We start from the raw sequence: 18,216 nt of genomic DNA on the forward strand, positions 1-18,216 counted from the left end.
AGAACCCAATCTGATGTTATTCGTGAGTTGATACGCAGGTTGTCAATCTCAGGGGTGTTGAACCCCATCGATTGACCGCCTATCCATCTCACGCCAATTTGAGTACAAATATGGCGTGAGGCTTCCGGCGTTCAGCTAAAAGGATACTCCGGAACGGGTAAGGTTCAGAGTTGGGAGCGTTCGGCAGGCGATCGCTTTCCCCGACGGCGTCGCCTAGACTGATAGGTCTTTTGAATAAAGCCCAACACCATCAAGACTCGCTGTACTCGTTGTAACTGAAACTCTAACTGTTGATAGCGTTTTTTTAAGCCGTGGACACCGATCTGCCCTTTAGAGATAGCTTGGGGAGCGCCATGTAAAACCCTATATGTACTTTGTTCAGCCCTGGCTACAATGTCAGCTGCTGCCCCTAGCACCCGTCGTAGTCTCCAAATCCGCCACGCTATATAAAAACCTAACAGCGATATCAGCAGATTGAAGATGACAACAACGGTTACCATGTTTTGGGATTGGGGAAGGAACGGATCGGCTCAATATCAAACAGATGCAAAATCGATTAACTCTAGGCTATTAACCGTTTCACGCTCTACCCAAATCTATATAGTAATAGAATCAGCTATTAGGAATGCCAGGAGGCGGACTTGAACCGCCGACACGGGGATTTTCAGTCCTTGTAAGATAGTGAGCCTAATAGCTATTATACGTCATACGCAAGGTACAAGCAACGTCAAAAAGCTATGAAAGAGGTTTGGTACAGATACCCCCAAGGTGATTGGAAGGTTTACTTTGCTCGTGGTGAGCCTTTTGTTGAAACCAAGCCTGTCAACACCGCTTCAATAAAATGCTATCGGGCAGATGGTACAGGAACAGACTATAGACTTTATGAACTTTTTTTTTGTGCTGCTGTGGCAACCTTTCAAGTAGTCCGTTCATTCAAAAAGGCACCAGCTTGTTGGCGATTTTTTGGAACTGGAACGAATGGATGGGATTACGAGACTTTTGCCGCCGGCGAAAGTCCTTCATATTACAGCCACGTTTATTTTCAACACGAAGGAACAGTAGTTTCACCCATGATTGATGGGAATCTTTTTATGGGATTAGACTGGCGCTATTGGCCGCCTGGAGGAATTCAGGAAGTGTCTTCTTCTAAGTGTTCGGTATCAGACCAAAAAGCTCTTGTTGGAGTTTTTGCCGATGGGAATAGAATTCCGAGTAGCGATTGGGTATATCTTGAGGAAAAACCCCATTCTATAGTTGAAGTCGAGGAAATTTCTCGCAGAAGTAATCGCGTCTCTGCTGGCGACTGTAATTGCCCAGGTGAGCTAAATTGCGAATTTACAATCTTGGTCGATGGACAAAAAAAATTCAGTTTAACCGAAGAAACTTGTCCAGAATGGCAAATAAAAGAGCAGCAATGTCCCCCGGACACTTGCGAGTGTCGGCACTCAAATCGAGTGTGCTGCTACAATCGAAATGGAAACCTTGTTAAAAGTTTTTTGACGTAAACATGGCGGATTTAACTTTAGCCGAACAGTTTGGCAATTCTTCGACTATTTCTAGTGGAATTTTAACTATAACTTTAGCAGAGGTAGGTATTGATACACCCACTCCGACAACTTCTCAGATTATCGGAGCCCTTGTGCTTAAGCGTCGCTCTTTGATGTCCGATTCGTCGAGCGTAGATCCTACTATTGGTTGTTATATCGGAGAGCCTTCTTCTGGCTTGACGACTCGCGGAGACAGGCAACAAGCCGAAAACGCTTTCACTGCCTCCTTGTTCAGAGATGTTGCGAGTGAGACTGTTACCATTTCCGATCCTGATGACATCGCCGTTTAATTATGAGTTCTTGTGAATCTTTGGCGACTAAGGCTGAACTAAGAGCTTTGGAAGCCAAGCTTAATCAATTTATCCCCAAAAGCGATCGCGGTTCGATCGTTAAAGAAGGCGGTAATTTGGGGAAAGCGATAACCTTGCCGCTTGTTGGGGGAATGATCGCGACTCAAGTTAACCCAGTTAACGCAAAAGCTGTCCAGGCTCTGGAACGAGCTTTTGCTGCTAGCAGTGCGGCTGGAGCAGCTCAAGCTACTGCTTCCAGTGCCTTGGCTAAGATCGCTGGAGTGGTGGCGAAAGTTGCTGGCTTGGCAGCGGCGATCGCTGGCTTAATTGCTTCTATTGCGGCCCTGAAGATTTTAGGGAGTCGAATTGATGCCTTAGAGCGGCGTGTTAACTCATTAGATTCCGCCATATCGCGATTATATTCAATAATCACACCAATCAAGGCGACAGCACAAAAAGCTCTGGCAACAGCCCAAAACGCTTTAACTAGAGCGTTGAAGCCTGGACCGAAAGGGGAACCAGGTCTTGCAGGTAAGCCGGGTCAAAAAGGGGAGCCGGGATCTCAGGGATTAAGAGGACAACCTGGACAAAAGGGTAAGGACGGAAAAGACGTGGACGAAGCCAGACAACGAAGAATAGAAAATTTGTTACAGCAAATCAAAAAAGATACCAGTTATGTCCCTCCTATTCCTGCATTAATAAACAGAAACAGCCCGAGTGGCGAACTTTTTAAGCAAGGGGTGGCTAGTGGCGTTTGCCGCACAACCAAGCCAGGTGGATGCATGCCTCAGATGATAAATCCTTTGCAGCAAGGAATCAATCAAAATGGCGCTAACTTAAACACATTAAATACAGCTTTTAACGCTGTTGACTTTGCGGTACTAGGGACAATTAACACCAAATTAGGCTCTCAAATTCCAAATGGTGGAATTAGCGGAAAAATGGGGAGATTAGCTAATTGGCTTAAACTCCCTCAGCTAATAAACATCTTGACTTACATTAATACGGTAATAACCGTCTCTAATCTGGTTGTTGGCATTGGCGATATTTCGGCTGATACGGCTTCCCTGGGGTTGGCTTCTATTGGGTTCAAGGATGACGACGGAAATCCTATTAATATTCAGGAAGTTTTAGGAAAGTCGGTTAGAAATCTATTGATTGATGTTTTGGGGGCAGAGGCTTATAGGGATTTGTCGGCTAAAGCAAAGGCTTCTAATCGAGTTTATCGGGCTAGTGCAAATGTTGTTAGCAGCCTAACTTCTATTGCTGATAGTAGTCGGCGAATAGCAGAATTTAATGCTGAATTGTTGATTGAGCTGCGAAATTCTCACATAAAAAGCGGCGTAGTTCCGCCAGATTCTTATGACTTGATGAGTCCCCATGTTAACGCGGCAAGCGTAGGGCGTAACCGTATTCAAAAAATGGCTGATGGCTTAGAGTCTTTAGACGATGCTGCATCTGCTCTTAATGGAGTGACAGGAGACGTTTACAATATTGTTACAGAAGTAGGAGAGTTGAGAAAGGGTATCAAGGAATTCGACGATAGCGTCGAGGACTTGAAAAAAACGGCGAAACATCAGGATTTGATAGAAAATAGTGTTGTCAAATCGACACCAGAGCCAAGTGAAGAGGACGAACAGCCAGCATCATGATAAATTATAATTCCTGGAATTTTACCAAAAAACTAATCAAGGTTGGGCATAATCGCGCAGTCCGTAGTCACTTTCGCGATATTAAAAGTGATAGCCGCCGCGATACTGGGCGAACGGCTCTTAAGACTGGTCTTTTAATTGACGATAAAGACAGCGCATTAGAAATACTTAACAAACAAATTTATTTTAGGCTTGGACTGCAACGCGAGGAAGCCGTCGGAACAAACCCTTGGGCATGGAGTACCAAGCCCATGCCAGACAATCCCCAACTGTGTGTTGTTTATCGCATGAAAAACAATCGGAAAAGTGGGAACTACCCACTTTATATTCCGAATTACAACGGCAGCAAAAGCTTTAATCCTCCTGAATTTAAGAAAGGAACTCGCATGGCTTATGTTATCTTAAATGATAATTCTCGAGTTTCTTGTAATGCTTTTAGTGAATTAGAAGCCGAAAAAGTTGTTAAATATTTTTTGAGATTTGTCAACTCTCGCTTTAGAAATAATGACATTCGCCATACAAAAGTTAATGCGAATTATATTGTAGCTGACATGAAGCCTGTTAGGGCAGATTTTTATAGCAAAGGACCAATTAACAGTACACCAGATTGGCGGCTTTATTTTTAATCGCGAACCCCTGGGGTTCGCGGCGCTGACACCCAGTAGTTACTTAAAAAATCAGGTTACAGTATATCTGTACTGTTTTGCTTGACCTATGGCTTCTACTTTCGTATCTGGTGGCGGAGAAATGACCGCTACAACTGAACCAGCCGCAATGCTGGAAATTGCCCAAAATCTTGTATCAAAAGAATTATTAGTCCCTGTTGATACTAGACCGGGAAATATCACCATTACAACCGACCATACTGGAACTACTACAACAATTTCAGCAACAATACCCATTACAACAACTCTGTCTGGAGGACAAAGCCAGCTAGCCGCAAGAAATTACTTTACCAGCCTGGGAGTCGATGCAACTTTTGACCCAGGGACAAGCGGGACTTTATCAAACAACACTGTCCCCGCTGCCTTTTGGGAAATGGCTTTGACCTTACAAGAGTCAGAGGAGGTTGTGCAAGTCGATGGACTCCCCAATAACATTTCGATTACAGTTGACTATGACGCTGAAATTGCAACTGTAGATGTCAACTTGCCAGTTACACAGGTAATTGCAGCAGCAGGAAGTGTTACCACTGCTGCTGTTGATTACCTGTAAAACTTGCAGCGTTAACTTTTGATGAAACTGTGAGGTAACATAAATGGCGGAGAAAAAAGGGCCTAGATCAATTTACTTTGTCGGGAAAGGAAAAAATGGCAAGGCGATTTACAGCTATATGCTCAGATCTACTGGAGATCATTTTGGCTTTACGCCAGAGAAAAAAATCCCTCAATCTAAAGGGAAAAATGGCAGGATAGTCACTAAACGTGGGTCAACTTCTGGAGCAAATGCCATAACTGTTCCAATGGGACCTCAATTTAAAACCAAAAAGGGATCTCCAAAAACAAGACAAATTCCTTTGCCAAATGGAATGACAATTCCTAAAACACAGGAATTCTTGAAAAAAGCTAAGAAAAATCGACCCCTTTTTTTTACAACAAGTGATGGTATAACTTATCCCGTTGAATGATAGTTGACGCTTTTGGCAGTTGGGTTGCAATAGGAAAGCTTTATTTAAACCATTACGATAAATGGGTGAGCTTTCCTACTCAAAGCGTTGGCGGGGGAATCTATCGGTTAACGCCTAGCGCCTCAAGGCTAGAAAAGGTTAAAAGTAGCGCTTGGCTTCGCCCTTTTTATCTAAACAAAACCAGTCGGATAAATATGTTTGCACAGCGTATTTATCCGCAGACTGGAAATAAGCTTGTTGAATTTAATGTCCCCCCTGAATTGGGGCTTGACATAAAAATAGGATTTGAGATTAAACGTATTTGTCGCAATCGAGATAGGAAGGAAGATAAACCCTGGTTTGTTAAGTTAGAATATTTAGATTTAGGCGCAATACCAGGCGGAGAAGAAATAACTTTGGCATTAAGCCAAAATTGGAATTATAGCGGAAATTCACCATATCTTCAGAAAAACGGAAACTTTATCGAACTTGTTGGGCAAATATCCTCGGTCAACTCGCCGGGATACCAAGAAACTATACTGGTGCTACCCACTGAATACAGACCTTCTCAAGAAATAGTATATTGGGGGAAAACAGAGTCAAATCCACCAAAGTTAAGCATTGACACACTGGGAAACCTTAAATATTGGTTTGGCACAACTAGCTTTCCCATTGATTGCATCTTCAGAACATAAAACCCATGAACAAAGAAGAATTTACGAATATTGTTACTGCGGCTCTTTTGGGGACAGCTGGAGGAATTGGACATAGACAGCTAAACATCCACCAAGTAGCAAGTCAATCTGAAAACGCCAAGGAAATTGCTGCAAGAGCATGGAGTATTTTAGACGGAGAAAGCATTGATTCCTTCACCCTCTCTATTTATGCCATGCTTTTAGGAAGTGAAGGTTTTAACAAGCGCATTGAAGATGACCTTGTTTACAGGTTTTTTGGTGAAGCTAAGCGTCTAGCTGTATTGAAGCACAAATTAATATGAACAAGTGGATAATTTTGCTAATAGCAGAAGATGTAAAAGCTTCGTATAAATGGGCAATGCAAATTAAGTCTCTCTATCGTTCAGAGGACATTGACCCTATCATTTGTTCGCTTGATGATTCGGAATCTTATCTAAGGCAGCGTAATGTAGCTTTAGTGGTTTTTGGCTTGCCCTACCAAAATCCATCAGGCAAACTTAGTCAGCTAAGTTCGATGCTGAAATTTTACAAGCTGGATTGTGAATTATTAGTGGTTCATGACAAAGAAGATTCTCAAGTTTTGCGAGCGGCGCGTGATTGTGGCGGTAAGCTTTTCAAGAAGTCGGATTCTGATTCAACTGAGCTATTAGAGCTGCTGAAGCAGTTGATTGCCAAGCGAACAGGAACTAGCTATGAGCTGTTTAACATCAGCGACAGATCTGCCCGCCTGGAGGAAAGACTATCCGCCATGCAAGATAAGCAGACTGAAACCTTGGCAAAGCTGAGTGCCTTAAATGATTGTCTATTTGGGGGACCCAAAGACCCAGGATGGGACAAACGATTGGACTGGCTGGAAGAACAGCTCGGTCAGATCCAGCTGTCCCTAAACCAGTTAAAAGCAGAACAGACCCAAGAACTTGTGGTTTTTAAAAATCAAATGGGTATTTTGCTGATTCGTTCTATGACTCGCTTTATCTTTAGAGAGCTGTGGAACTGGATACTGGAAAACCCGTTAAAGGTGGTGGGTGTGGTTGGCGCAATCGCGGGTGTGGTTTTAGCGCTGTTTAATCTGTGAATTAATAGGATAAGAGTTCTATTAATTTTATGATTACCCTGTTTGTCAGTGGGTGCTTGCTGCTTGGAAGTATTTTGCTGGTCTACTTAATCGTGGAAATTCAGAGGCAGAAGCGCCCAGGCTACCGTTCGCCGTCCCGGCGTCGCATAGTTCAACTTGACCAGCGGTTACAACAAGAGCTGGAGCTACTGACTGGAAATTCCAAAACGGCGCGGCGGTTGGTGGCGGGAGTGAAACGGAGCAACCCCAAGCGATCGCTCCGATGGTGCCAGGAGAAGGCGATCGCAGACTTGAGACGCGATCGCCGGGTTTGATTTATTGTAAATCACCAATACAATTGTATTCATTGTCAATGGAATATTCTGAAGTGACCCCCTTTGCTGGGGTTATTTTTTTGTCAGCCCTTACAGACTTCGCGGCTACATTTCATCTGGTTTTTCCGTTAAATTCTGGATGGCTTTCCACCAGTACCACGCCTCAGACCGACCCGGATCTGCGAACCTGGCACGAGCGACCTGGCGTTCAGCTTCATCCAGGCTACCAACTAAATTGATCAACTTGGTTTTCACCTGGGGAGTTGGTTCGCGTCGGGGCAGCGCCAATTTTTGAAATTCAGTAAGGGGTTGGTAACTGTGGCGGTAACGGCGGTAAGCCCACAGAGCCAAGATTATTATGATTGCTAGGATGGTGAAACCCATGTTGTTTTTCTACCTAAAAGCCCCACTAAGGGGGGCTTTTATAAAACTACTGGATAAGGCTAGCTAACCCTATCATCTTCTTCATTGTCTGCTAAGTCTTCAACTGCCATTCTTTGGGCTTTACCAGCCAGGATTTGCATTCGCATTTCCTGCGGGGTAAGTCCACGCTTAATTGCCAGATATTCAATTCGTTCATTTATCCGAGCTTCTCGCTCCTGTAATTTTGAGCAAAGCAGGCTGTGTCCCTGTTGGGGTTTTGAGCGATTATTAATCCAAGCATCCAGCGCTAGCAGGTCATCATACCATTCTCCTAGTGAAGGAAGGGCTAGTCGGTCATCTCGTCGTGGCATAATTATCAGCCTAGTATCACCTTTTGTGTTCATTTTGCTCCAATTTTGGTACAAATTTGCTTCAAAGCCGTGCAGACGGGTAAAAAATAAAATATATCCCGCATAGCTCCCAATATTGACACAATTACGGGAATGCGTGTATCGTTAGTGATGGATACCCCGACTAACTGCGTAATGTAACGGGGCATCCACTCCCACCAGCTCCCCCAGCGCCAACCCGCGCCGGCGAGATGAGAGCCAAACCCCTCCCCCTATGCCAACCTGCATGGGTTAGAAGAAAAAGCGAGGGAATAAGTGGGTGGTTCTGAATACAGTGTTTTCGTGAAAATTTACACAGAGGATGAAGATGTTTACCCCGCAGATGCGGTTACAGTGTGCTGCCATACTGTTAGCCCCGCAGCTATTGGAGCTGAATCGCCTAAGTCATAAGCCAAAATCCGAAAGGATTGATGAATTGGTAGAACTGGCTTTGTATGCTACGGAACGCCTACTAAGCAAAATTGAAGCGGAATACAACGAGGAACAGACATGGACAGAATGAGAGTACAGGGCGTGCTGCAACTTGTCTCTATGCAGCTACCCCAGCTTTGTCACGTCGCCAAGGAATATGAATCGACCGAGGTTGACGCCATGATCGACCGTTCGATCGATGTGTGCGATCGTATCTTTGCTCGACTGGAGGTGGATGCCGCATCGGGTAAAACCCCGATAAGCAATCAACCACTGCTACTCCATCAATGCAAAATTGAGAACATTTTTGCTGATGACCAGCCGCGATGGTTCTCCATGACCACCCCACCACCAGAAGGAAAGCTTGTTGTTTTCTTCTTCCCAGATGCAGCAAAGATTGAAAATATGTTGCAGATTGGTTATGGGCTTGCAGGTGGTTTCTTCTCTGCTGACGACTATGAATTTGACGTAGAGCCGGCTCATTGGCTGCACATTCCCCCATACCCAAATCAGGAGAAATGAATCATCAAATAGGCAATCTAACAACTAGGGAGTGGCTTACGGGTTTAATGCTTCAGCAGCTTATTAGTGACTTTAACTTTAATGTCACTATTGAAGACAAGCTAGAAGACAACATTGACGACCTTATTGACCAGTCGATCAAGATCGCGGATAAAACCTGTGCAGCCTTAACCCGTCAATTCCCTATCTGGAATCTTCCTAGCGCAAGGCAGCTACAATGGGCGTCTCCGTCTGATTTATTGCAGTCGGAGTGGTTTGAAATAGACCAGCACGGTTGTCGTCCAGTCCCAAGATGTGTTTGCTTGTTGCAGGAATCTAATAAGAGCGTGAGTGTGGGATATTTTGACTCACAATTATCACGCTGGCATCGAATTCATACTATAGGTAGGCAGCCTGATGCAATATCACCCCCATCAAGTTGGTTGCCAGTCTTTTTTTTCCCGTCCCCGACAGATAATGCAGCTAACGAAACATGAGTACATTGCCTTGGAGCTTCTCAAGTTATTTCTGCCTCAAGGCATCAGTCCGGATCTAGCGATCGATTTATCGTGTACGGTCGCTGCTAGTTTTTGCGATCGCGTAACTTACTACCAGAAAACCAATGACACACACTGAATGGCTGAAGATGAAAGAGAGACAGCAAGCCAAGGTAAAGGCGGGTCGAGAGGTGCCTAAGCCATGGGTTGTCTACAACTACGTCGATCTTAAAAGTTATGAGGTTGCTCGGTACTCAACCCGCGCAGATGCGGAAAACCACAAACAAACCCTTAGCCGATTTGTAACAGGTGTGCGCGTTGTAGTCGTATTTGAACCCCCGGGAGAAGACATACATGGATTAGAACACCGAGACACCATTTCCCCTGACCCGAGCTGGGACTACGAACCAGTCTGGGAAATTCTCCAACGGATTATTTTTGAGTCTAAGCACCTCAAAAAAATCTTAGCAGATCAGGAATCTGTCACAGACCAAGGGGATGCCGCAATATCAAACTGGCTGGCAAAAGCCCAGGAGCTTATCGATAAAGCGGGGATAGCCATGGGAGATTCCCCAACTCAGCTTGATGAGGGATAATTAATTTGTTCAATTAGAAAAGTAACTAAGCCGATCCACTAAATCGGCTTGGTTACTCCAAACAAAAATGAGATTATTAACATACCACCTCAGACCCCCTTCTGTGTGCGATCGCGATCGCACTTCACCGCAAATTTACACAGGAGGGCTTTTACATGACAGCTAGTACAAATGGACTAAATTTCCTTGCACCACACAACCTTGATGCAGAGGAAGCGATCTTAGGCGGAATCATGCTCGATCCTGGAGCAATGGATCGAGTAGCTGATTTACTATCGCCTGAAGCTTTTTACGTTGGCGCACATCAGGAGATCTACCGAGCAGCCAATAAGCTCTACCAGGAAGGGCAAACTACGGACTTCATGGCTGTGACCTCGTGGCTGCATGACCACAAACGGTTAGACAAGGTGGGGGGTCAGAGCAAAATAGCACAGTTAATTGAACGCACGGTATCGGCAGTCAACATCGACAGATATGCAGAGTTGGTGGTTGACTGCTATCAGCGCCGACTGTTGATGTCGGACGGCTGGGAACTTGCTCAATTAGCTGCGGATAAGTTCAACCCACTGGATACCGTAGCAGACATCGCGAGACGAAAGCTAGAGAAGATCCTTCACCTCAAAAGTTCAGATCGAGAAAAAAGTTACCTCCGCTACCAAAAGTTAATAGCGGAGGTGGAAGCAATTGAGCTGAAAATAAAAGATCCAGGGTTTCGGCAATGGGAACTTCAGTGCCTTGCCTCCAAGTATAGTACATCCGTTCAAGCTTTGGAGGGTATCTGGTATCGGTCGTTAATTCAATCCCAGGATGCTCCATGCCAGACTTGGCAGGAGATAGAGGCAGAAAAAGAGGCGGTTGTCGAATGGGCGTTACACGGTTTTGCTCCGCTACCAGGGCTGGTTCTCCTCCATGCCCCTGGCGGCACAGGGAAAACCCGACTCTTTAATAGTTGGGCTTTATCAATAGCAACCGGAATCGCATGGGAAGATTTTCCGGTTACTTCCCCAACCCGGAAAGTGCTTTTTGTCCAAACAGACGAACTTCGATCGGAGATGATAAATTCTCTCCGTCAGACCGGGTTCTCTGGAAATGAGAACATTGAATTTAAAATGAGATGGAGCATTGACAATATCCCTGCACTGGTTGAGGACTTACCCCGTTTTCGGGATGGGGTAATTCTAATAGATTCCCTCACAAGTGTTTCCACTGGCTTAATTAGCGAAAACGATGTTGAATACGCCAAGCCCCTGATGGTTTTACGCAAGCTAGCCCAGGAATATAATTGTTGTATATTCTTACTTCATCATTCCAGTAGGGAAGGGAATGTTCGCGGGACTAGCGCCTTAGAAGCAGCCAGCTCGATAGTCCTCAAATTAAGTCATGACCCAGACCATCCACAGCCAGACAGTCCTCATCGGATTCTGGAATTTCAAAAGGCTAGGATGCGGCGCCCGACCCGATACGCCCTGGAGTTTGTGGAGGAATATGATGCAAACGGGCATCCGCGACTGAATTGGCACTGGCGCGGGGAATACAAGAGAGAGGATATCGATCTCCCCCTAAAAGATCGGATTGTTCGGTTTTTATCAGTTCGCCGGAATATTCGGTATGAATGTGCCGAAATTTCCCATGAAGTAGGGGGAAGCCTGGGGGCCATTCGCCGCGCCGCTGGACGCCTCGCCAAAGATGGGATTATTTCTTCCTGCGAAGGGCAGAACCGCCGAATGCAATATTTTTTATCTTGGTTTGAGCCTGATCCGCCCAGCGATCCGGGGGGGAGTGGATCAGACCCGGATCACTCACCGGATCACTCGCCAAATCCAGACACTGAGGGGTTTTCAGGAATGAGTGATCCAGGATCACTAAATGGGGGGGGTGGTAAAAAAGAAATTACCCCCGAAACAAGTGATCCTGGATCACTTGAACGATCGCCAACAGACGAAACGACCAGCCCACAGGTATTGCAGCCACCAGAGTCGAGTGATCCGCCTGGTGATCCGCCTGGTGATCCAGGTCTGATCACGGAACACATGAACGACTGCATCCGCAAGATTGAGGGTTTTCTTGATACAGGAATTACGGAATACACCGAGCCATTAATAGAGGCTTATACCAAGGAGTTGGGCTGGTTACCAGATCAAGTTAAGGAAGTGCGATCGCGGGTTGATGCGATCATCAAAAACACCAGCGGGAAAAACGGCATTGATGGCACTGGGGAAATGGTTTCCGCTGACGCGATCTCCGGCGCCATCGATGCCGATGAACTTGACTCAATATTTGACCGACTGGAGGTGGGCGATCGGGTTTGTCGAACGGGTCGCAACGGCGAACTAGGTACAACAGGGATTGTTACTAGGAAAAGCTTTCGCCCTCGCCAAGTCGAAATTTCCTTCCCCAATAGTGTTGGGATACCCAAAACCCGAGCTGCAACCCCTGAAGAGTTGGAAGTTTTAAGGTTGAAAATTTTGGCTCGGTTGCGCGTTGGGATGAGGATTCAACTAAAAGAATGGACCGGAACACTCTCCAGTCGGTGTAAGAACGGAAAATGGTATGTCAATTGGGATGGTTTCCCTGGACGGGGTATTCGCAAAAGATATGGCGAACCCCCGACGAAACCAATTGCCCCCCAAGACTTTGAGGTGATCGTCGATGCGTAACCCAAAGGGAACCGTGGTGGTAGAACAGCTCAAGGGGCGGCTGCGGCTGCGGCTTCCCCGATTCTGCCCCACAAGATATTTATCATTAGGGCTTGCCGACAATGCCCGAAACCGAAAAATAGCATCCGCCAAGGCTGGGCAGATTGAAGCCGACATCACAATGGAGAGATTCGATCCAACGCTTGAGCGGTACAAATCCCCCTACCAGCGCCCAGTCAATAAAATTCCCCTGATGGATATTTGGCAGGCGTATGTTGACCGACGAAGCTTGATAGTAAGTCTAACCACTATCAATACGGATTTTGCTCGTGTTACTAGGCGGCTAGAAGCTTGTCCGGTTCTCATTTCGGAGTCGAAAAAGATCGAGAAGTGGTTAGCGAACAACTATACACCGGGAAGCGCACGACGAATTTTATGTCAACTTCGAGCCGCGTGTAACTGGGCAATGGAGGAAGGCTTAATCGAAGTTAATCCGTTTAAGCAGCTTCCAAAAAGTCAAGTCTTCCCCTCCATCCCCGACCCATTCACCCGAGAAGAACGGGATTTGATAATTAGGGGATTTAATGAAAGTGTGTACTACAGACATTACACTGATTTTGTGAGATTTCTATTTTGGACCGGGTGTCGAACCAGCGAAGCTGTGGGACTTCAGTGGCGACATATTGATCAAAATCTGAAATTTATAATTTTTAATGAGGCGCTGGTTAACGGCATTCGGAAAGATACCAAAACCCACAAGTCTCGGCGATTCCCAGTTAACCAAGCTATCCGAATTCTACTGGAGGATCGTCAGCCCGACCCGCCAGACATTCGGCGGTTAATCTTTCGCTCTAAAAACGGACTGGCAATTGACTCACATAACTTCTTGAATCGGGCATGGCGATCGGTCCTAGGAAAACTGCCTATTCGGTATCGAAAGCAGTATTGCACCCGAGCTACATTTATTACCCTTTGTTTAGAGGAGGGTGTTCCGGTAGCACAGGTTGCAACGTGGGTTGGTAATTCGCCCAAAACGATTTGGCAGCATTACGCGGGAATTGTAAGCGCGATCGCAGTGCCAGAACCCTGAGCATTGATAAAGAAGTTGGGGCGAGTCAACTTTTGCAACTACAGCCTGACTAGTCTGTACGGTGGGTCTTGGTATCAGCTGCTTTCCAAATTTAATACTCATAAAGAGAACCCGCGTGATTTTCATTCCCCAACTGATTATTGTAGCAAATAGAAGAATAAGCGGGAATTTCCAGAAAATTACTCCGAAAACTGCTGGAGCTGGAAACGGGCAGGGACGAAAACCAAAATGGAATTCTGGTAAGACGATCGCCATCAGGATACCGGAAAAGTTTGCTTTAAGGTTATTGGATCTAGCTAGGCAATGGGATATGGAAGCCGACCCAGAGGATAAATAATATCCAAACCATATCCATTTTTAGTAAAAACTCCTGAAAATATCTCAAAAATTACCAATAGTACACAAATACCAAAAAGCGCTACGTTCTTGCCGCGTAGCGCTTTTTGGTGTGGTATATTGATGCCAGGAGGCGGACTTGAACCGCCGACACGGGGATTTTCAGTCCCCTGCTCTACCGACTGAGCTATCCCGGCTTGTTATCCCTTGCGCTTAACTAAGGTAGCAAACTTAACAAGATTTTGGCAAGCCTGATCAGCAATAAATGTGATTTAGTCTACCTCTTGTTGGGTCGTTTAATATTTGCCAAACCTTGATTATATACTAATGGCTTACGTTAAGCAACTCGATTTACCCATATCTGAAATCTCCTAGAGCGCTAGTCCAGGTACAGCAGTAGACACATCGATTAGGACTTTCGGCACCATTGTTCCAGACGCGCCATGGCGCGTCTCTACATAAATGATGTGTCCTAACTAACTGATTCCCGTTAAACGCCGATTATAGGTATTCATAAAATTCGTAAAAATCTGGTTGAGTTGTCCTGTGCAGCAATCAGTCTGGGTCATAACCTGGGAAGAGTTGGCAAAGGGTGAAAAAATCTTCCCGATCGCATCTTGATTGAGGGTAGGGAAACGGATGGCAATCTTCTGGTTACTCACACTTAACACTTGGAACCAAGTGGTTAAGCTGGGTGGGAGTTGAGTACTCAGGCGTAAGGATAAGCTGGGAGTGGAAAGCGATTGGGCGTAAGCTGGTGTCAAAAAGGGTTGATAACGTTGGGCTTCAGGCGTTAGCTGTTTAATGAAGGCTAAACTCACGCCTCGAAATAGCCGACGCAGGGGTTCTGCATCTTTATCCGTTAGTTCCGGCACCAAGGTACTGCTGGTTACAGCTTCATTGAGAGTTGCGCGATCGGTGACACTTAAATGAGTCCCCCCTAGCGCCACCAGCAGATACTTGAGTCCACCTAACTGATCAAAGGCGCGAAGTTGGTGTTCCAGAGAGGGGGTAATCGCGTCATTGGTTCCCGTTAAGAGCAAGGTGGGAATTTTTACCTCCGCTAGACCCGAACTGCCAAATAAATGTCCAGTAACGGCGTTGAGCGCCATTACCTGAACCACCCGCTGATCGCGTAACTGTACATTGTCTTCCTGTAAGTCTGTGGCAGAACATTGAAACCAGTCAGCGGGTGAGCGTTCTAGAGGACTACGCTGTTGACAAAACTCTCGTAATTCCTCTAGGTCAAGTTGTCCTCCGGCTAAGGCTAAAGCGGTGTAGCCGCCTAGGGAATGACCGATAACGGTAACTTGCTCCGTATTCAATTTGCCCCGTAACGATCCATAGCCTCGATTAATTTTCGCCAGCCGATCCAAAACAAAGCTAACATCCTGAGGACGGTCGATAAACTCCGATGGGGGTAACACCTCTCCAATGTTACTCCTGAGAGAAACCCCACTGAGCCAGCTAAAATTACTGCCGGGATGTTCTATTGCCACAACAGTTAAACCATTAGACGCGAGATGACGCGCTAAGTAGGTTAAAAATTTGCGGTCAGAGCCAAAGCCGTGGGAGAGGACAACCAAAGGTCCTGACGTATTGCCCACCCAGTAAACATCCACGGGAATAGCCCGATCGCGATCGCGATCACGTAGCCTCAGGGTACGTTCCCGGACATATTGATAACCGGTCACCGTTGGGTCAAAGTCAGCCGTAAACTCTGGGGTATCCGCCATAGTGAGTTCCTGTTCCAGGATCGGATTAACCACTTGAGATTGTAAGTAAGGCAGATTCATTTGCAGCACAATCGCGATCGCGGATGAGGCATTGATCGTGACGGTCTCTTCGGGGTAAGCTCTTAAAAAACTTAGCACCGACAATCCATTGGCTTGGCGTGCCGCTAAAAATAGAGCTGCTTTTAACTGATCAAGACTGCTATCCGGGAGTACCCTACCAATTTGATCCAGTAAGCGGGCGCCATCGGTGGACAGCAGCAAATCATTGATAAATTTCTCAGCCAGATTGGGGTCGAGTTGCAGGCGTCTGTTGAGTACCTGCTGAACTTGGGGGGTGAGTAAGGAACGGTAGGGTGTGAGAGTTGGCGGTAGCTGACCCGTCTGCGCCCATTCTTCTAGATCCGCGATTTCCACCGATTGCTGAAACGGTCCTAATTGCAGGGTGACTCGTTCCGCCGCATTCAGGGGAGTGGCGATTCCCCAAGAAAGGGCTACGCCGAATAAAAAAATGTGGTGTTTAAGTTTTTGGATTAGCCCTCTGGACTTCACTCCTTTTCTAGATTGAGTACGCCGAGAGTCCTTGCGATCAAATCGATTCACTTGAAACGTCATTGGGGTGTATGAAAAAAGACATAGAGTTCCCATTAAAGCGACCCAACACCGTCTATATAAGTTTCCCTGACATGGTTATTGCTACCGCAAAGAAATACATACAGGGTACGGGTTGAGCAATCCTATCTTCATTCATTGTGAACGAATAGCATCAGTCTTCTAGTTCATCTAAAGATAGGATTTTGGCGTAATCTTGACTTAATTTATTTTTAGACTCGGGGAAGAATACTTATCCTTAGAGGTAAGACATTGATGTCACCCCCCATAAGATAGAAACTCTATTTTGGGAATCAAAGGGTCTTGTACAATCCCGACCCCATGAAATCCCCAGCGTTGGAGTAATCCTTTTAACTGGGTTCCGGAAACCGACTCAACGGCAAAGCGATCGCTTAGATCAGCCGCATGGCTATTCAGATAGCTGAGGGCTTCAAACCGTTCGCGAAACATCAATAAGTAACCTGCCCCCATCTCACGATCCCTAGCATTAGGCTGGGCGACGAGATAGCGACCGTCAACTCTGGAAAGAATTAAGTAATAGATTTGGCTAAACATTTTGATTGGTCATTGGTCATTCGTCTTATGTCATTTGTCATTCGTCATTTCTTCTGTAGGGGCGGGTTTCACGACTATCCTGTTTTTCTCTACCCAGATGGGGCTAAACTCGCCCCTAAACCTACCCCTAAATGAATTATTTGAGATTTTCTAGGCGAATGCGCGGGTCAACAAATTTGAGCAGCAAATCAGCCAGTAAGTTACCGACAATCAGCATCACCGCCGCCATCATCAAGGCTGCCATCACCAGATAGGTATCTTTAGCCGTGACCGCTTGTAATGTCAATCGCCCTAAACCGGGCCAATTAAAGAAAAATTCAGCAATAAACGCACCACTTAACAAACTAGCAAATTCAAAACCCAGGATGGTGATTAGGGGATTAATGGCATTCCGTAAGGCATGGACATAGATGACCCGATTTTCTGGAAGTCCCTTGGCACGGGCTGTTTGGATATAATCTTGCCGCAAAACATCCAACATTGCCCCGCGTGTAATTCGTTGAAGTCCGGCAAAACTGGTGATCGAGAGGGCAAGGGTTGGTAAAATCATGTGCCATCCAATATCCAGGACTTTACCAATGGGTGACAAATCGGCATGATTAATACTGGTCATGCCACCCACAGGAAACAGCGGTGAGGTGTATTGGGCGATAATTAGCAGCACTAAGGCAGTGATAAAGCTGGGAAAACCCTGACCGGTATAACTAATCACCTGTAAAGCGCGATCGGTAAAGCGGCTTTGCTTGACAGCGGCAATAATTCCTAGCGGAATTGCGATCGCCCAAGTGACGATAATCGAGGAAATGGCAAGCAGTAAGGTGGCAGGGATACGTTCCCAGAGTAGAGACGATACGGAACGAAAATAAACAAAACTCTCACCAAAATCTCCTTGAGTCACCACTCGCACCAGCCAGCGCCAATATTGCTTGTAGGCAGGTTGATCCAAGCCAAATTGCTGTCGGAGTTCCTCAATTCGTTCCGGGGAAATCTTGGGATTTTGCCGCAGGGTGTCCAAGTAATTGCCTGGTGACAATTGAATGATGGCAAAACTGAGGGCAGATGCCAGAAATAAGGTTAATAAGGCTTGCAGGAGACGTTTGACGATGTAGAGAAACGTCTCACTGGTGACAATCCGTAGAAACCCCGTCCACGCCTCATTTAAGCCCTGACGAGTTGAAGAATCCTGTGTTGAAGAAGTCATTCGTCCTTTGTCTTAACTAAAGAAGATAAGCTGTCATGCATTTAAATTGGGAATGGGTAGCGAGCAAGATGCTCGCACTACAAGGATTTCGCCCTT

The 18,216-nt window shown here is 46.0% G+C and carries 22 protein-coding genes and 1 tRNA gene; 15 read left to right on the top strand and 8 right to left on the bottom strand.

Features of this window, described 5'->3' with window-relative positions; translation table 11 throughout:
• Positions 1-164: 164 nt before the first annotated feature.
• Positions 165-500, bottom strand: a complete 336-nt coding sequence (locus RH949_RS13360) for a hypothetical protein (protein ID WP_044209327.1) — start codon at positions 498-500, stop codon at positions 165-167.
• A gap of 237 nt (positions 501-737) precedes the next feature.
• On the opposite strand from RH949_RS13360, the gene RH949_RS13365 reads away from it, so the two are divergent.
• The 9 genes from RH949_RS13365 to RH949_RS13405 all read left to right on the top strand — a co-directional run bounded on the left by RH949_RS13365 (position 738) and on the right by RH949_RS13405 (position 6,865).
• Positions 738-1,505 (top strand): hypothetical protein, encoded by a 768-nt coding sequence (locus tag RH949_RS13365; protein ID WP_446353708.1) that lies wholly within the window; start codon positions 738-740, stop codon positions 1,503-1,505.
• A gap of 2 nt (positions 1,506-1,507) precedes the next feature.
• On the top strand, positions 1,508-1,837 hold the full coding sequence (locus RH949_RS13370; RefSeq protein ID WP_446353710.1) for a hypothetical protein: 330 nt from the start codon (positions 1,508-1,510) through the stop codon (positions 1,835-1,837).
• Positions 1,838-1,839: 2 nt separating this feature from the next.
• On the top strand, positions 1,840-3,489 hold the full coding sequence (locus RH949_RS13375) for a collagen-like triple helix repeat-containing protein (RefSeq protein ID WP_446353712.1): 1,650 nt from the start codon (positions 1,840-1,842) through the stop codon (positions 3,487-3,489).
• Positions 3,486-4,115, top strand: coding sequence for a hypothetical protein (locus tag RH949_RS13380; RefSeq protein ID WP_446353714.1), 630 nt, complete (start codon positions 3,486-3,488; stop codon positions 4,113-4,115). The genes RH949_RS13375 and RH949_RS13380 overlap by 4 nt, the downstream gene beginning before the upstream one ends.
• A gap of 88 nt (positions 4,116-4,203) precedes the next feature.
• On the top strand, positions 4,204-4,704 hold the full coding sequence (locus tag RH949_RS13385) for a hypothetical protein (RefSeq protein ID WP_446353716.1): 501 nt from the start codon (positions 4,204-4,206) through the stop codon (positions 4,702-4,704).
• 43 nt (positions 4,705-4,747) lie between these two features.
• The gene (locus tag RH949_RS13390) at positions 4,748-5,116 is read left to right on the top strand and encodes a hypothetical protein (RefSeq protein ID WP_446353718.1); all 369 of its coding nucleotides are present in this window, start codon (positions 4,748-4,750) and stop codon (positions 5,114-5,116) included.
• Positions 5,113-5,790: a hypothetical protein gene (locus RH949_RS13395; protein WP_446353720.1), complete on the top strand. Its 678-nt coding sequence runs from the start codon at positions 5,113-5,115 to the stop codon at positions 5,788-5,790. Before RH949_RS13390 ends, RH949_RS13395 begins: the two co-directional genes overlap by 4 nt.
• 5 nt (positions 5,791-5,795) lie before the next feature.
• The gene (locus tag RH949_RS13400) at positions 5,796-6,092 is read left to right on the top strand and encodes a hypothetical protein (RefSeq protein ID WP_446353722.1); all 297 of its coding nucleotides are present in this window, start codon (positions 5,796-5,798) and stop codon (positions 6,090-6,092) included.
• Complete coding sequence (locus RH949_RS13405; protein ID WP_446353724.1) at positions 6,089-6,865, top strand: hypothetical protein; 777 nt, start codon at positions 6,089-6,091, stop codon at positions 6,863-6,865. The genes RH949_RS13400 and RH949_RS13405 overlap by 4 nt, the downstream gene beginning before the upstream one ends.
• A gap of 185 nt (positions 6,866-7,050) precedes the next feature.
• Here RH949_RS13405 and RH949_RS13410 read toward each other — a convergent pair whose 3' ends face one another.
• The 3 genes from RH949_RS13410 to RH949_RS13420 all read right to left on the bottom strand — a co-directional run bounded on the left by RH949_RS13410 (position 7,051) and on the right by RH949_RS13420 (position 7,913).
• Complete coding sequence (locus RH949_RS13410; RefSeq protein ID WP_446353726.1) at positions 7,051-7,212, bottom strand: hypothetical protein; 162 nt, start codon at positions 7,210-7,212, stop codon at positions 7,051-7,053.
• Between the two features lie 72 nt (positions 7,213-7,284).
• Positions 7,285-7,563 (bottom strand): hypothetical protein, encoded by a 279-nt coding sequence (locus RH949_RS13415; RefSeq protein WP_446353728.1) that lies wholly within the window; start codon positions 7,561-7,563, stop codon positions 7,285-7,287.
• A 59-nt stretch (positions 7,564-7,622) separates the two neighbouring features.
• On the bottom strand, positions 7,623-7,913 hold the full coding sequence (locus RH949_RS13420) for a hypothetical protein (protein ID WP_446353730.1): 291 nt from the start codon (positions 7,911-7,913) through the stop codon (positions 7,623-7,625).
• A gap of 346 nt (positions 7,914-8,259) precedes the next feature.
• Here RH949_RS13420 and RH949_RS13425 point away from each other — a divergent pair, with 346 nt between their 5' ends.
• The 6 genes from RH949_RS13425 to RH949_RS13450 all read left to right on the top strand — a co-directional run bounded on the left by RH949_RS13425 (position 8,260) and on the right by RH949_RS13450 (position 14,020).
• Complete coding sequence (locus RH949_RS13425; protein ID WP_446353732.1) at positions 8,260-8,454, top strand: hypothetical protein; 195 nt, start codon at positions 8,260-8,262, stop codon at positions 8,452-8,454.
• A gap of 11 nt (positions 8,455-8,465) precedes the next feature.
• Positions 8,466-8,885: a hypothetical protein gene (locus RH949_RS13430; protein ID WP_446353734.1), complete on the top strand. Its 420-nt coding sequence runs from the start codon at positions 8,466-8,468 to the stop codon at positions 8,883-8,885.
• Between the two features lie 601 nt (positions 8,886-9,486).
• Positions 9,487-9,957, top strand: coding sequence for a hypothetical protein (locus RH949_RS13435; RefSeq protein WP_446353736.1), 471 nt, complete (start codon positions 9,487-9,489; stop codon positions 9,955-9,957).
• A gap of 155 nt (positions 9,958-10,112) precedes the next feature.
• Positions 10,113-12,614, top strand: a complete 2,502-nt coding sequence (locus RH949_RS13440; protein WP_446353738.1) for a DnaB-like helicase N-terminal domain-containing protein — start codon at positions 10,113-10,115, stop codon at positions 12,612-12,614.
• Positions 12,607-13,683 (top strand): tyrosine-type recombinase/integrase, encoded by a 1,077-nt coding sequence (locus tag RH949_RS13445; RefSeq protein ID WP_446353740.1) that lies wholly within the window; start codon positions 12,607-12,609, stop codon positions 13,681-13,683. The genes RH949_RS13440 and RH949_RS13445 overlap by 8 nt, the downstream gene beginning before the upstream one ends.
• A gap of 115 nt (positions 13,684-13,798) precedes the next feature.
• Complete coding sequence (locus RH949_RS13450; RefSeq protein ID WP_446353742.1) at positions 13,799-14,020, top strand: hypothetical protein; 222 nt, start codon at positions 13,799-13,801, stop codon at positions 14,018-14,020.
• A gap of 123 nt (positions 14,021-14,143) precedes the next feature.
• Here the strand turns inward: RH949_RS13450 and RH949_RS13455 are convergent.
• From RH949_RS13455 to RH949_RS13470, 4 genes are all read right to left on the bottom strand, one after another.
• Positions 14,144-14,216: transfer RNA gene (locus RH949_RS13455), tRNA-Phe, on the bottom strand.
• 279 nt (positions 14,217-14,495) lie between these two features.
• On the bottom strand, positions 14,496-16,367 hold the full coding sequence (locus tag RH949_RS13460; RefSeq protein ID WP_446353744.1) for an alpha/beta hydrolase: 1,872 nt from the start codon (positions 16,365-16,367) through the stop codon (positions 14,496-14,498).
• Positions 16,368-16,622: 255 nt separating this feature from the next.
• On the bottom strand, positions 16,623-16,919 hold the full coding sequence (locus RH949_RS13465) for a hypothetical protein (RefSeq protein ID WP_006103659.1): 297 nt from the start codon (positions 16,917-16,919) through the stop codon (positions 16,623-16,625).
• 136 nt (positions 16,920-17,055) lie between these two features.
• Positions 17,056-18,120 carry an ABC transporter permease gene (locus tag RH949_RS13470; RefSeq protein ID WP_446353746.1) on the bottom strand — a complete coding sequence of 355 codons (1,065 nt, stop codon included), beginning with the start codon at positions 18,118-18,120 and terminating at the stop codon, positions 17,056-17,058.
• Positions 18,121-18,216 lie beyond the last annotated feature (96 nt).

The organism is Coleofasciculus sp. A1-SPW-01, assembly GCF_040217205.1.
Taxonomy (GTDB): Bacteria; Cyanobacteriota; Cyanobacteriia; order Cyanobacteriales; family Coleofasciculaceae; genus Coleofasciculus; species Coleofasciculus chthonoplastes_A.

Coding starts and splice junctions, on each gene's coding strand:
- RH949_RS13410 (WP_446353726.1), bottom strand. CDS start 7,212: ATGAATACAATTGTATTGGTGATTTACAATAAATCAAACCCGGCGATC.
- RH949_RS13395 (WP_446353720.1), top strand. CDS start 5,113: ATGATAGTTGACGCTTTTGGCAGTTGGGTTGCAATAGGAAAGCTTTAT.
- RH949_RS13365 (WP_446353708.1), top strand. CDS start 738: ATGAAAGAGGTTTGGTACAGATACCCCCAAGGTGATTGGAAGGTTTAC.
- RH949_RS13425 (WP_446353732.1), top strand. CDS start 8,260: ATGTTTACCCCGCAGATGCGGTTACAGTGTGCTGCCATACTGTTAGCC.
- RH949_RS13400 (WP_446353722.1), top strand. CDS start 5,796: ATGAACAAAGAAGAATTTACGAATATTGTTACTGCGGCTCTTTTGGGG.
- RH949_RS13465 (WP_006103659.1), bottom strand. CDS start 16,919: ATGTTTAGCCAAATCTATTACTTAATTCTTTCCAGAGTTGACGGTCGC.
- RH949_RS13445 (WP_446353740.1), top strand. CDS start 12,607: ATGCGTAACCCAAAGGGAACCGTGGTGGTAGAACAGCTCAAGGGGCGG.
- RH949_RS13470 (WP_446353746.1), bottom strand. CDS start 18,120: ATGACTTCTTCAACACAGGATTCTTCAACTCGTCAGGGCTTAAATGAG.
- RH949_RS13460 (WP_446353744.1), bottom strand. CDS start 16,367: ATGACGTTTCAAGTGAATCGATTTGATCGCAAGGACTCTCGGCGTACT.
- RH949_RS13385 (WP_446353716.1), top strand. CDS start 4,204: ATGGCTTCTACTTTCGTATCTGGTGGCGGAGAAATGACCGCTACAACT.
- RH949_RS13380 (WP_446353714.1), top strand. CDS start 3,486: ATGATAAATTATAATTCCTGGAATTTTACCAAAAAACTAATCAAGGTT.
- RH949_RS13375 (WP_446353712.1), top strand. CDS start 1,840: ATGAGTTCTTGTGAATCTTTGGCGACTAAGGCTGAACTAAGAGCTTTG.
- RH949_RS13440 (WP_446353738.1), top strand. CDS start 10,113: ATGACAGCTAGTACAAATGGACTAAATTTCCTTGCACCACACAACCTT.
- RH949_RS13420 (WP_446353730.1), bottom strand. CDS start 7,913: ATGCCACGACGAGATGACCGACTAGCCCTTCCTTCACTAGGAGAATGG.
- RH949_RS13405 (WP_446353724.1), top strand. CDS start 6,089: ATGAACAAGTGGATAATTTTGCTAATAGCAGAAGATGTAAAAGCTTCG.
- RH949_RS13360 (WP_044209327.1), bottom strand. CDS start 500: ATGGTAACCGTTGTTGTCATCTTCAATCTGCTGATATCGCTGTTAGGT.
- RH949_RS13390 (WP_446353718.1), top strand. CDS start 4,748: ATGGCGGAGAAAAAAGGGCCTAGATCAATTTACTTTGTCGGGAAAGGA.
- RH949_RS13415 (WP_446353728.1), bottom strand. CDS start 7,563: ATGGGTTTCACCATCCTAGCAATCATAATAATCTTGGCTCTGTGGGCT.
- RH949_RS13435 (WP_446353736.1), top strand. CDS start 9,487: ATGACACACACTGAATGGCTGAAGATGAAAGAGAGACAGCAAGCCAAG.
- RH949_RS13370 (WP_446353710.1), top strand. CDS start 1,508: ATGGCGGATTTAACTTTAGCCGAACAGTTTGGCAATTCTTCGACTATT.